At 37.8% G+C, this 13,236-nt stretch carries 13 protein-coding genes; 9 read left to right on the forward strand and 4 right to left on the reverse strand.

Annotation, left to right across the window (positions count from 1 at the left end; genetic code table 11):
- Nucleotides 1–19: 19 nt before the first annotated feature.
- The gene (locus WMO38_RS08965) at nucleotides 20–619 is read right to left on the reverse strand and encodes a tetratricopeptide repeat protein (RefSeq protein ID WP_349162312.1); all 600 of its coding nucleotides are present in this window, start codon (nucleotides 617–619) and stop codon (nucleotides 20–22) included.
- A 43-nt stretch (nucleotides 620–662) separates the two neighbouring features.
- On the opposite strand from WMO38_RS08965, the gene WMO38_RS08970 reads away from it, so the two are divergent.
- The 6 genes from WMO38_RS08970 to WMO38_RS08995 all read left to right on the forward strand — a co-directional run bounded on the left by WMO38_RS08970 (nucleotide 663) and on the right by WMO38_RS08995 (nucleotide 4,514).
- A complete protein-coding gene (locus tag WMO38_RS08970; protein ID WP_021865205.1) occupies nucleotides 663–779 on the forward strand; it encodes a hypothetical protein in 117 nt (38 codons plus the stop codon).
- 86 nt (nucleotides 780–865) lie between these two features.
- Nucleotides 866–1,849 (forward strand): AIR synthase-related protein, encoded by a 984-nt coding sequence (locus WMO38_RS08975; protein WP_186836008.1) that lies wholly within the window; start codon nucleotides 866–868, stop codon nucleotides 1,847–1,849.
- Nucleotides 1,850–1,878: 29 nt separating this feature from the next.
- Nucleotides 1,879–2,361 (forward strand): Lrp/AsnC family transcriptional regulator, encoded by a 483-nt coding sequence (locus WMO38_RS08980; RefSeq protein ID WP_349162314.1) that lies wholly within the window; start codon nucleotides 1,879–1,881, stop codon nucleotides 2,359–2,361.
- Entirely contained in the window at nucleotides 2,358–3,515 is a 1,158-nt protein-coding gene (locus WMO38_RS08985) for a pyridoxal phosphate-dependent aminotransferase (RefSeq protein WP_186836006.1), read from the forward strand. Before WMO38_RS08980 ends, WMO38_RS08985 begins: the two co-directional genes overlap by 4 nt.
- Before the next feature lie 12 nt (nucleotides 3,516–3,527).
- Nucleotides 3,528–3,995, forward strand: coding sequence for a chemotaxis protein CheX (locus WMO38_RS08990; protein ID WP_021865201.1), 468 nt, complete (start codon nucleotides 3,528–3,530; stop codon nucleotides 3,993–3,995).
- Between the two features lie 18 nt (nucleotides 3,996–4,013).
- On the forward strand, nucleotides 4,014–4,514 hold the full coding sequence (locus WMO38_RS08995) for a tRNA (cytidine(34)-2'-O)-methyltransferase (RefSeq protein WP_021865200.1): 501 nt from the start codon (nucleotides 4,014–4,016) through the stop codon (nucleotides 4,512–4,514).
- Between the two features lie 75 nt (nucleotides 4,515–4,589).
- On the opposite strand, the gene WMO38_RS09000 is transcribed toward WMO38_RS08995, so the two are convergent.
- From WMO38_RS09000 to WMO38_RS09010, 3 genes are read right to left on the reverse strand one after another with little or no spacing between them, the layout of a single operon-like run.
- Nucleotides 4,590–6,029 carry an ATP-binding protein gene (locus WMO38_RS09000; protein ID WP_349162316.1) on the reverse strand — a complete coding sequence of 480 codons (1,440 nt, stop codon included), beginning with the start codon at nucleotides 6,027–6,029 and terminating at the stop codon, nucleotides 4,590–4,592.
- 13 nt (nucleotides 6,030–6,042) lie between these two features.
- Nucleotides 6,043–6,744 (reverse strand): response regulator, encoded by a 702-nt coding sequence (locus tag WMO38_RS09005; protein ID WP_021865198.1) that lies wholly within the window; start codon nucleotides 6,742–6,744, stop codon nucleotides 6,043–6,045.
- A gap of 27 nt (nucleotides 6,745–6,771) precedes the next feature.
- Nucleotides 6,772–9,135 carry an endonuclease MutS2 gene (locus WMO38_RS09010; RefSeq protein ID WP_349162319.1) on the reverse strand — a complete coding sequence of 788 codons (2,364 nt, stop codon included), beginning with the start codon at nucleotides 9,133–9,135 and terminating at the stop codon, nucleotides 6,772–6,774.
- Nucleotides 9,136–9,352: 217 nt separating this feature from the next.
- Here WMO38_RS09010 and WMO38_RS09015 point away from each other — a divergent pair, with 217 nt between their 5' ends.
- The 3 genes from WMO38_RS09015 (at nucleotide 9,353) to rlmD (ending at nucleotide 13,063) form a co-directional block, all read left to right on the forward strand.
- Nucleotides 9,353–10,579: a S1C family serine protease gene (locus WMO38_RS09015; RefSeq protein ID WP_349162321.1), complete on the forward strand. Its 1,227-nt coding sequence runs from the start codon at nucleotides 9,353–9,355 to the stop codon at nucleotides 10,577–10,579.
- A 69-nt stretch (nucleotides 10,580–10,648) separates the two neighbouring features.
- The gene (locus WMO38_RS09020) at nucleotides 10,649–11,590 is read left to right on the forward strand and encodes a 3'-5' exoribonuclease YhaM family protein (RefSeq protein ID WP_021865195.1); all 942 of its coding nucleotides are present in this window, start codon (nucleotides 10,649–10,651) and stop codon (nucleotides 11,588–11,590) included.
- 27 nt (nucleotides 11,591–11,617) lie between these two features.
- Entirely contained in the window at nucleotides 11,618–13,063 is a 1,446-nt protein-coding gene (rlmD, locus tag WMO38_RS09025; protein ID WP_349162322.1) for a 23S rRNA (uracil(1939)-C(5))-methyltransferase RlmD, read from the forward strand.
- Nucleotides 13,064–13,236: the final 173 nt, after the last annotated feature.

Here is a 13,236-nt window from a genome sequence, read left to right on the forward strand (position 1 = left end):
TGCTATGGCAGATAATCTGTTATAAAAGGTATGCGTCGATTTTTTTGATTATGTAATCTTTTGTTATAGTATTAAGAGTTTCTGCATATTTTTTAAGGTGATTAATTTTTTCATTTTCGCCGTTTTTAGAATAGATTTCTGCAAGCATTACATAATTGGCAGATAAATCTGAGCGGCTGCGGATTCCGAATTCAAGGAAGCTGACAGCCTCTTTTTCATATCCGTTATCAATTAGTGCTTTTGCAAGGTTAATAATTTCACGACACAGCGTATGGAAATTATTTTCATATATTGTAAGTTCTGAAAGATTGGCAACACCGTATTCCAGTTTTAAATCTGTGTTAGTCTTGCCGGTAAGGTTCAGGATTTTTTTATCTTTAAGATTCATAATATTCTGTTCGGCATTGCTTATTTCGGCAATGTCGGTTTTTATAAATGGCAGATTATCAGGTATTGTAATGTAATTAAGATTTGAAATATCGCGTCTCCGGCTCTGGTTGGCTTCACTTTCACGTTTGAAAAAATCTTCATTTGAGCCAGCGGTTTTGTTGTTGCTTCTTTTAAAATATATTTGCATTAAGATAAGTATTATTATAAAATAGGGCAGTATTAAATGCATTTGAATCTCCAATCTATGGAAAACAGTGCGGAAAAGAGGAAATATGATTAATTTTAATAACAAAAAAAATAAGAAAATATTGACAGCGGTTATAATTATTTTTCTTGTAGTCGCGATGGTTGTACCGATGGTTGCCTCTGCACTGCTTTCATTTCGTTAAATAATTTATTAATGAAATGATATATTAAATCGCTTTTTTTTTCAATATGTTATATAGAGAATATTAAATGCGAACCGGAGGAGAATATGAAAACAGGAAAAATAACAAATTCAGTTATCAGTCGTTCTGTGTTAAAAAATATAAAACCTGCAAAGAACAGCCTTGCTGTCAAGCCGTCAATTGGTGCAGATGCTTCAGTTCTTGAAAATGGTATTGTAATTGCATCAGACAGTGGATTTGAACCTGTCTATACAGCATCTAACAATATTTATGCAAGAGGTGGAAGACCGCAGTATATCCAGTGCTGCGTCAATCTTGCACAGGATATGCGTGAGATACGTCTAAAAGAGATAATGCAAAAGATTTCTGCGGATTGTGCACAGCTTGGGCTTGTTGTTTCAGGTGGACATACACAGGTTGAGGCAGGAAATACAAGAGCTGTTGTAGCGGTTACAGCAGTTGGATTTACAGAAAATGTGAAAGAACCACATGCTGTCGGAAGCAATATGGCGAAGCCGGGAGACGATATTATAATGACAAAATGTATCGGCATAGGTGGAGTACAGTATATTATAAATAATAACAGAGAAAAAATACTTGAAAAGTATGTTGAAGATGTAGTAAAACGTGCATATGGCAATAGAAGTGATTTGTCAATTGCAAAAGAAGCCTGTATAGCGATAGAAAATGGTGCTGTATCTTTGCACGATATGTCACAGGGTGGTGTATATGCAGCGTTATGGGATATGGCTGAAGCATCAGGAACAGGACTTCTGGTGGATTTCAGGGCAATAGCTGTCAGACAGGAAATAATAGAGATATGTGAAATATTTGACATTAATCCATATGAATTAAATTCTTGTGGAAGTCTTTTGATAACATCATCCGATTCGGAGCGTATTATAAAAGCACTTGCAGAAGAGGGAATTGACGCATGTGTTATAGGAAAAGTTACGGATGGCAATGATAAGATAATCAATAATCTTGATGAGGTTCGTTTCCTTGATAAACCGGTACAGGACGAAATTTACAGACTGCAGGAGATGCAGAGTGAAACAACAGCAGAATGAGACTGCATGTACAGTGAAAGGATTATGATATGAGAGAAAAGATTTTAAATATGCTTGAAAAAAATTCAAGAATAGATATAAAAGATATGGCTGTTATGCTGGGGATAAGCGAGCCGGAGGTAGCCAATGAAATCGCTGATATGGAAAAAGAGCACATTATATGCGGATATAATACGATAATTGACTGGGATAAGACGAGTGAAGAAAAGGTTACGGCACTTATTGAGGTTAAGGTTACGCCACAGAGAGGGCTTGGATTTGACAGCATTGCTGAAAGAATATACCAGTATGATGAGATAACTTCTGTATATCTTATGTCAGGCGGATTTGATTTTACGGTTATTATTGAGGGAAAGACAATGAAATCTGTAGCACAGTTTGTCGCCAATAAGCTTGCACCACTTGATTCGGTATTAAGCACTTCAACACATTTTGTATTGAAAAAATATAAAGATTATGGAAAAGTTCTTGGTGAACCTGAGAAAGACGAAAGGATGCTGGTGACACCATGAGAGATGCTTTATCTAAAAAAATTGTTGATATTGAGCCTTCTGGAATACGTAAATTTTTCGATATAGTAAGTGAAATGCCTGATGCAATATCGCTTGGTGTCGGGGAACCTGATTTTGACACCCCTTATCGTGTAAGGGAAGAGGGCATTTATTCGCTTGAAAAAGGCCGCACATTTTATACGTCAAATGCCGGTTTAAAAGAGTTAAGGGATGAGATAAGCCGTTATATTGCAAGAAAATATAATTTGAATTATAGTGCCGAAGATGAGATAATGGTCACAGTAGGAGGAAGCGAAGCGATAGATGTTGCACTTCGTTGCATGGTTGATCCGGGGGATGAAGTACTGATTCCGCAGCCATGTTATGTATCTTATGTCCCATGTGCGGTTATGGCAGATGCAAAGCCGGTGGCTATTGAGTTAAAAGCCGAGAATGAATTCAAGCTTACAAAAGAAGAACTTATAGCATCAATAACAGATAAGACTAAGATACTTATACTTGCATATCCTAATAACCCGACAGGTGCTATTATGACAAAGGAGGAGCTTGCAGAGCTTGTACCTGTTATAATTGACAATGATTTGTATGTTATTTCTGATGAGATTTATTCAGAACTTACATATGGCAGCAGGCATTGCTCTATAGCATCATTTCCGGGAATGAAGGAAAGAACTGTAGTCATAAATGGATTTTCAAAAGCATTTGCAATGACAGGATGGAGACTTGGGTATGCCTGTGCACCGAAAAATATTATGACGCAGATGATAAAGCTTCATCAGTTTGCGATAATGTGTGCTCCCACAAACAGCCAGTTTGCTGCGGTTGAAGCGATGCGTAACTGTGATGATGAAGTCGGAAAGATGGTTGAGGCATACGACCAGAGAAGAAGATTTCTACTTAATGCATTTAAGGAAATGGGAATAGAATGTTTTGAGCCATATGGTGCATTTTACGTATTTCCATCAATTAAAAAGTTTGGCATGACATCTGATGAGTTTGCTAACAGACTGTTGTTTGAGCAGAAGCTTGCCGTTGTGCCGGGAACTGCATTCGGAGCTTCGGGTGAGGGTTTTGTCAGAATTTCGTATGCTTATTCTGTTGAGAAACTGAAAGCAGGACTTGAGAGGATAGAAAATTTTATAAAGAACTTGTAGGAGAAAAAAACAATGACTGGAATAAATGTTGATTATATTAATCCGTTCTTAATGGCGGCAACGGGGATTATTAAAGATATATGTCAGATTGAAATGAAGATTGGCAAACCTTATGTAAAGGAGACAGCGTTTGCGGATGATTCAGTTATTATTATGATTGGTATTACGGGAGAGATGCGTGGTCAGGTTATGATTGTTCTTTCATATACAAAGGCACTTGAAATTGCATCTAAGATGATGATGGGGATGCCGGTTGAAAAACTTGATGAAATGTCTATTAGTGCAATCAGTGAACTTGGTAATATGATTATGGGTAATGCTGCGACAATATTTTCAACAAAAGGAATACTTATAGATATTACACCGCCTACGGTCTGTCGTGGTAATCTTACCATTGCACAGTCATTTGCACAGAATATATGTGTACCTTTAAGCGGCGGCGATATAACAATTGAACTTGACGTTGCTGTCAAGGCCTGATAGAAAAGAGGCACATAAATGCTTAATATTGTATTACACGAACCTGAAATGCCTGCAAATACAGGAAATATAGGAAGAACATGCGTTGCAGCAGGTGCAAGGCTGCATCTTATAGAGCCTTTGGGATTCAGTATCAATGATAAGATGGTAAAAAGAGCCGGTCTTGATTATTGGGATAAACTTGATGTGACAGTTTATGATGATTTTAATGATTTCTGTGAGAGAAATCCGGGAGCTAAGATTTATATGGCTACAACAAAAGCACATAAGACATATACCGAGGTTTCTTATGAGCCGGACTGCTATATAATGTTTGGTAAAGAAAGTGCCGGAATTCCTGAGGAAATTCTTGTGGATCATGAAGATACCTGTGTAAGGATTCCAATGATTGGAGATATCCGTTCACTTAATCTTTCCAATTCTGTTGCCATTGTTTTGTATGAGGCTTTAAGACAGAATAATTTTGATCATATGAATCAGGAAGGTCATCTGCACCGACTTGAGTGGCATGATGAGTAAAATTACAGCCGTGGAGTGTGTTAGTTATCACAACCACGGCTGATTTTGACTGCTTTTTGTTGTTTCAGACTGTTTTTAAGTGTTTTCAGCTGATTTTGCAATTGGCAGTGAGAATATGAATTCTGTTCCGACGCCGACTGTACTGATTACGTCAATATTTTCATTATGTGCCAGAAGTGTCTCTTTTACGATTGACAGACCAAGACCAGAACCTTTTTTATCACGTCCGCGGGATGAATCTGACTTGTAAAATCTGTCCCAGATTCTGTCAATATTTTCTTTGGAAATACCGGCACCGGAATCTTTTACTGAAATATAGGCTTTTTCACCTTTTTCTTTAACTGAAATAAATATATTTGAGTTTTCTGAACTGAATTTGATAGAATTATCTACAAGATTGTAAATAACCTGTCCGATTTTTACTTTATCAGCACTGACCAGTTCTTTTTCTGCGGAAAAAGTAAGCTGGAACTGGATTTTTTTCTTTTTGCAGGTTCCCTCAAATGTTTCTATTGTATGTTTTATAAGAGCATTAATATCAAAGCTGCTTATGTCGAGACGAACTGATTTGGGGTCAAGTTCGTTTAACGTAAGGATATTACTTGTAAGTTTTGTAAGGCGGTCAGTTTCAAACAGCACAATATTGATATATTTATTAATCATTTCCGGTGGAATAGTTCCGTCAGCAATCGCTTCGAGATAACCCTTGATTGATGTGAGCGGTGAGCGGAAGTCGTGTGAAATATTTGAAAGGAACTTCTGCTGGAACTGGTCCATCTCATTAATCTGTGTTGCCATGTAATTAAGCGAAGCAGAGAGCTGTCCAATCTCGTCATTATGTCCGACAGCAACTTTATATGAAAGATTACCGCGGCCATATTCTTTGATGGCATTGGTAATGTCTTTCAGAGGATTATGTATATGTATAATATACAGTATGATAAAAGCTGAGTTTAAAACAAGTATTATGAGAAGTGTTATATAGTTAGTGTTGAATGTTGTATACACACGGTCTGTTATAACAGATTCCGGCATATGTACAACGACATAGCCTTTCATGACAAATTTATTTGTAATAGGTGCGAATACGGAAACATTTTTTTCTGTAAATACACCATAGAAGTTACCATTCATTGAGTGATTGGTACCAAGCTTACTTACATCAAAATTGTTGATTGTATACAGGATACCATTTTCGTCAACTTCTTCATTCATATTGTTGTATTGTGTGTCAAGTATTACATTGCCATCCATGTCAACAAACATGATTCTTGAATGGTCAAGTTCGGTTATTGTATGAAGTTCAAGCTGTATGATCTTCAATTTGTCATTGCTGAAGTAGTCCGGGGCAAATTCGGCAGCTATTGATACTGCCTGCCGGTACATGTTTTCAGTCTGTTCTGAATATACACGATTGTAATCTATTTTGTATGATATGACAGTTACACCTACAAAACCTATAATTGCAACGGAAACATATATGAGAATATATTTGGTTAATAGATTAAATTTCATATGATATACTCCATTATTTTGTAACAAATTTGTAGCCGATGCCCCATACTGTATCTATTGCCCAATGTGCATGGTCTTTGATTTTTTCACGGATACGCTTGATATGTACATCTACTGTTCTTGTATCACCGATATATTCATATCCCCATATATTGTCAAGAAGCTGCTCTCTCGTAAATACCTGATTAGGAGATGAGGCGAGAAAGTAGAGCAGTTCAAGTTCTTTTGGAGGCATTTCAACGTTTTTGCCATAATAAAGCACAGAATAATTGCCAAGATTGATTGTAAGGTCAGGATATTCAACAACCTGTGATGGCTTTTCTGGGACGGATGTGGCTGCCGGCTGCTGGTAACGTCGGAGTACGGCTTTAACACGTGCGACAAGCTCTTTTGTCTCAAATGGTTTTATCATGTAATCGTCAGCACCAAGTTCAAGACCGAGAACTTTATCGAATGTCTCACCCTTTGCTGAGAGCATGATTATAGGAATATTGTTTGTTTTTCTGATTTCACGGCATACCTGATAACCGTCAATGCCGGGAAGCATAAGATCGAGAAGTATCAGATCCGGTTTGAATATATTAACCTGTTCCAGTGCAGATTCGCCGTCATATACTATCTTTGTCTCAAAACATTCTTTTGTAAGATACAAAGATATAAGTTCCGCAATATTTTCATCATCATCAACAATGAGTATTTTTTGTTTAACTGCCATGCTAAAGCCTCCTTTATTATTTGCTTTTTATTTGAATTCTACGATTGTAACGCCGGCATCACCTTCACCGACTTCGCCAAGACGGAATGATTTTACATATGGAACACCTTTTAAGTAGCTTGCAACACCATTTCTTAATGCACCTGTTCCTTTTCCGTGGACAATACGTACCTGTGCGATTTTTGCAATGTATGCATCATCAAGATATTTGTCAAGTTTTGCAACAGCTTCGTCAACGGTAAGTCCTAAAAGGTTGATTTCCGGTGAGATTGAAGCTGATTTTGACATCTTTATGCGGCTTGAGCCGCCTGTTTTTATTGTAGTCTTTTCTTCGGGGTCTTTGTATCCTGTTACAATTTCCAGATTGTTTACTTTGGTCTTGGTTGTAAGACTTCCAACACCAACTGTTACTTCACCTTTTGGATTCGGTGCAGAAAGAATTGTGCCGATTACATTCATGCTGAGTACGCGTACATGCATGCCCTCTTTTAATTCTGCGGCAGATACAGGCTTGTGCGACTTTGGTGCAGTAGTCTTAACTGCGAGTTTTTCCTGTCTTTTATTCATTTTGTCACGGACAGCACTTCTTTGCTTTTCAAGCTCTTTTACGCTCATGCCGTGTTTGTTCATAGTCTTTATTGTCTCGTCGGCATATTCTTTTGCTTCACGCAGGATTTCTGCAGCTTCTTCATTGGCTTTACGGATAATCTTATCTGTTCTTTCATCGAGACGCTTTGATTTGGCAGCAGCTTCTGCTTTGAGTCTGCGTATCTGGTCTTTGTATTCTTTTATCTCAGCCTGCTCTTTTTCTATTGTTATACGGCTGTTTTCAAGGTCTGTGAGCAGATCTTCAAAGTGAATATCGTTTGCGTCAATACGGCTTGATGCATCATCAATTATATAAGATGGAAGACCGAGTTTTCTTGAAATTGCAAATGCATTACTTTTTCCCGGAACACCAATTAAAAGTCTGTAAGTAGGTGAAAGCGTTGCAACATCGAATTCACAGCTTGCATTTTCCACGCCTTCCGTTGTAAGTGCAAATACCTTTATTTCACTGTAATGTGTAGTAGCCATCGTTGTTATATCTTTGTTGTGAAGGTCGGATAAAATTGCAATTGCGAGTGCTGCACCTTCTGTCGGGTCAGTACCGGCACCAATTTCATCAAAAAGTATAAGGCTGTTTTCGTCAGCTTCCTTTAAAATGCTTACAGTGTTAGTCATATGTGATGAAAATGTAGAAAGGCTCTGTTCAATACTTTGTTCATCACCAATATCTGCAAAAATATTATCAAATACGGCAATCTGTGAGTGGTCCATGGCAGGAATATGAAGTCCTGATTGTGCCATGAGAGTGAGAAGTCCGACTGTTTTTAAAGAAACAGTCTTACCGCCTGTGTTAGGACCTGTTACGATAAGCAGGTTAAAATCTTTTCCCAGATAAATGTCAATTGGAACGACAGTTTTTGCCGGAATAAGAGGGTGTCTGCCTTTTTTGATATTAATGTATTTATCAGTGTTCATTATAGGACAGCTGCATTTGTAAAACTTAGACAGCTGTGCTTTTGCAAATATAAAGTCAAGTGTGACAAGGATAGTGTAATCCGATTGCAATTCATCTGTATATGCGGATGCTTCAGCACTGAGTGCTGCAAGAATACGCTCGATTTCGGCCTGTTCTTTAAGTTCAAGCTCACGAATGTCATTATTTAACTTAACGACAGCTGCCGGTTCAATAAAAATTGTTGAGCCGGTTGCAGACTGGTCATGAATCATTCCGGCAATCTGTGATTTGTATTCGGCCTTTACGGGAAGGCAATATCTGCCCTGACGCATGGTTATGACATAATCCTGCAGACACGATCTTGTTGACGGTGAATTGAGAATTTTATTAAGTTCAGTGTGAATACGGTCTGCCGAAATACGCATCTGGCGGCGGATGTCACGCAGAGTGCCGCTTGCGTCATCGCTTATTTCTTCCTCGGAAATAATACAGTTTTTAATCTGTGTATTGAGTGGTGTAAGAGGTTCAAGTGAGTTGAAATAATCTGTGAGTGAATCGTTAGTTTCCTCGTAATGCGATTTTGCAGCTGCGGCAGTAGTAAGAACTGCACTTATATTCAGAAGTTCGTGTGTATTTAACGTGCTTCCGACCTCAAGACGCTTAATGCTGTCAATAATATTAGTAACTCCCGAAAATGATACACTGCCTTTTGCATATATTCTGGAGAGTGCATCGCTTGTCTGTGTAAGTGCGTCGTTAATTGAGTTAATATCAGTCATGGGCTTTAAATCAGCACACATTTTTCTGGCAGCTTCACTGCCGGCATAAGATGATAATTTTTCTATAATTTTATGATATTCAAGTGTTTTAAGTGACTTGTAATCCATTATTTAAATTCTCCATTCAAAATCTGTTTAATATAATTATTTTACATCATTCAGCTAAAAAAAGCTATAAGCATTGTTGTGTCAGGTACTCTGGTAATATTAATTTACAAGTATGTCATAGAATGTTCATATTTATTTATTATAATAAAATAAGTTTGGAATTGTGAGCGTGTTTCTCATAGTTAGGAAAATACTTTAGAACGGAGTTTTGTTTCGTATGGATTATAATGGAAGAGATGAGAAGGAAGCACAGGAAGAGTTTCCTTTATATACGGAAAGAATAATTATTAATCCTAAAGTTAAGTATAAAAAGCTGTTCAGTTTTTTGAAGTTTCTTGGCGGTGCAGTTATATTCGGAGTAATTGCATGTGCCGTAATTGTATTATTGTATCCATATTTTGATAAAAAGGTAAATGGAAACAATGAGCCAGCTGTTTCACTTGAGTTAAAAAAAGACCAATATATAGATGATTCCGTTGACGGCAGTCTTAACAATGTACGCCAGGATCAGGCAGATACTGACAGACTGGAGATAAAATCGACGGCACAGATTAATGAAGAAGCATCAAAGTGCATGGTGATATTTGAAAATGATGGCAGCCAGAATACAGGAATGAATGATTCAGTAGGTCTTATAATAGGTGATATAAATAATGCATATATTATAATAGCTGATTCATGTGTTTTGAATAATTATGATATGGCTGTCAAAGCAGGATTTAATGGCGGTGCATATGGAGAGGCAAAGCTTATCGGCAGTGATTCATACAGTAAAGTTTCATTGTTGTCAGTACAGAAAGATTCAATTAAAGCAGCTTCAGATGCTGATATACAGGTGGCTGTGCTTGGCAATTCGTATAAGATGAAGGAAAATGACCCTGTTATTGCAATAGGACGCATAAATGGAAGTACAGGACAGACAAAATTTGGAAATATTACACAGATTACAGATGAGAGCAGTGTCGATAATACATTTGAGATGATGAGTATTGATATTATTCCATCATATGGCGACTATTGTTATATATTTAACAAAGGCGGCAATGTTGTAGGAATTGCAAGACCATCAGGTGATATGATGAAATTTCAGGCGGTTGGATTATCTGATTTAAAACCTCTTATTGAGACACTTTCAGCAAGCCCTGAGATTATATATCTTGGAATAAAAAGCACTAATGTGACATCAGTTACAGCTGAAAGATATAAGCTTCCGCTGGGAGTCTATATTACAGATGTGATTATGGACTCGCCGGCTTTTGAGGCAGGACTTCAATGCGGTGATATTATTACTGCTTTGAATGGAAATAGTGTTTTGACAATTCAGTCATTTAGTGAGAAACTATATCGGTGTGTGAATGGTGAGAATATCACACTGACAGTCAAAAGAGCCGGACGCGATGAGTACAGGGAACTTAATTTTTCCGTTGTGCTTTCTGTGAGATAACGGTATGTTCCGGTGGATTTTTGTGAAAATAATGAGTAAATATTTTAAAGAAGGAATAGGTAAAAGAAAATGCGTTATATTGAGACTTTAAAAGATGGTGAAAGAATAAGTGAGGTATATCTTTGCAAGTCAAAATCGACTGCGACAACAAAAGCGGGTAAAGAGTATGAAAATGTTATGCTTATGGATAAGACAGGTCAGCTTGATTCTAAAATCTGGGACCCTAATTCAGGCGGAATAAGTGACTTCGATGCACTTGATTATGTTGCGGTTACAGGACAGGTTACAAGTTTCAATGGAGCATTACAGTTAAAGATTGACAGAATCAGAAAGGCTGACGAGGGTGAATATATTGAATCTGATTATATTCCAAGCAGCCGTTTTAATATTGATGATATGTATAAAGAGCTTCTTCAGTTTGCGGGAAGTATTAAAAATACATATATTTCATCACTCTTAAAAGCATTTTTTGTGGATGATGCGGACTTTATCAGAAAATTCAAGTCAGTTGCAGCCGGAAAGTCTGTTCATCACGGATTTGCAGGCGGACTTCTTGAGCACAGCCTTAGTGTGACAAGAATGTGTGATAAAATTGCATCAAATTATGATTTTCTTAACAGGGATCTGCTGGTTGCCTGTGGAATGCTTCACGACTGCGGTAAGGTAAGGGAACTTGCAGAATTTCCTAAAAATGATTATACGGATGAGGGGAATTTCCTCGGACATATTGTAATGGGATACGAGATGGTTACTCAGAAAATGAATCAGATAGAAGGATTTCCTGAAACATTGAAAGCGGAAATAGGTCATTGTATACTTGCACATCATCGTGAACTAGAGTATGGTTCGCCGAAAAAACCGGCAATAGCGGAGGCACTTGCTCTTGCATTTGCAGATGACTGTGATGCAAAAATGGAGACAATGCGTGAGGCACTTGAGGCGAAAGATACAAATGACTGGCTTGGATACAACAGATGGATTGATGCTAATATCAAGAGAACAATTGTGTAGATAAGAATTCATCTTATAGGAGAATTTATGTTAAAAAAAGACGATCAGGTTACGATTGAAATAGAAGATATAGGAACAGACGGTGCGGGAATAGGCAAAGCCGATGGTTATACACTTTTTGTAAAAGATGCGGTTATAGGTGATATTATAAAAGCCAAAGTTATTAAGGCAAAAAAGACATACGGATATGCAAGGCTCATGGAGATAATAACACCTTCTAAAGACAGGGTAGAACCTGTATGCCCTGTTGCAAGGCAGTGTGGCGGATGTCAGATTCAGCAGATGTCGTACTCAGCACAGCTTAAATATAAACAGAAGCTTGTCCGTGACAATCTGGCAAGAATCGGTGGAATAACAGATTGTGAAGTTCTTCCTGTAATAGGAATGGAGAATCCGTTTAATTACCGCAACAAAGCACAGTATCCGGTCGGAAGAAATAAGGACGGAAAAGTTGTAATAGGTTTTTACGCAGGAAGAACACACAGTATTGTAGATTATACGAAGTGTGCAATCGGTGCACCTGAAAATGCACAGATTCTTGAGAAAATCCGTACATTTATCAATGAAAACAATATAAGCGTTTATGATGAGCAGTCCCACAAGGGGCTTATCCGTCATATTCTGATAAGAACAGGAAAACATACCGGTCAGATTATGGTCTGTCTTATTATAAACGGTAAAACGCTTCCGCATGCTGACAAGCTGGTAGATTGTTTAAAAGATATCAGCGGAATGTCATCAATTATGATTAACATTAATAAGGAAAGAACTAATGTTATTCTTGGCAGTGAATGTTCAGTAATATGGGGGAATTCCTATATCGAGGACAGTATCTGCGGGATTATGTTCAGAATTTCACCGCTCTCATTTTTTCAGGTCAATCCTGTGCAGACGGAAAAGCTTTATAGTAAAGCTCTTGAATATGCAGAACTTACGGGAAATGAGACGGTCTGGGATTTGTATTGCGGAATAGGAACAATATCGCTTCTTATGGCAACAAAGGCACGAAAGGTATACGGTGTCGAGATTGTTCCACAGGCGATAGAGGATGCAAAAAATAACGCACTCCGCAATTCTCTTAATAATGCTGAATTTTTTGTCGGCAAGGCAGAAGAGGTTGTGCCGCGTATTTATGATGAAGATATGAAAAAAGCGGAAAATGAGCCGGTTGATTCAAAAGAAAGTTCTGGATTGTCCGATTCTGCCTCCTTTGAGTCTGTAATGAGGATAAATCCTGATGTTGTGGTTGTTGATCCGCCTAGAAAGGGCTGCGATGAGACACTTCTTGATACGATTGTAAAAATGAATCCTAAGCGGATTGTGTATGTGAGCTGTGACTCGGCAACACTTGCACGCGACCTGAAATATCTTGCTGCTAACGGTTACGAGATAGCTCGTGTTCAGCCTGTAGACCAATTCGCTCATACGGTGCATGTGGAGAGTGTCTGTTTGTTAAGTAAAGTACAGAAATAGAAATTGTAGATATGCTCGAAAAGGCTTGAAATAAAGGGTTTCGGAAGATTTTGACTTGCTGAGAGTGATGGCTTAGATGAGCGTAGAAAAATAGTAAAACGCCTGCTGATGAGATTGCTTGGAATAGGTTGTGTAGACAAGAGTGTTATTAGTGGTTGAGTAGATAAGAATGT

Source organism: Lachnospira hominis (ex Hitch et al. 2025) (genome assembly GCF_040096395.1).
GTDB classification, from domain to species: domain Bacteria; phylum Bacillota; class Clostridia; order Lachnospirales; family Lachnospiraceae; genus Lachnospira; species Lachnospira hominis.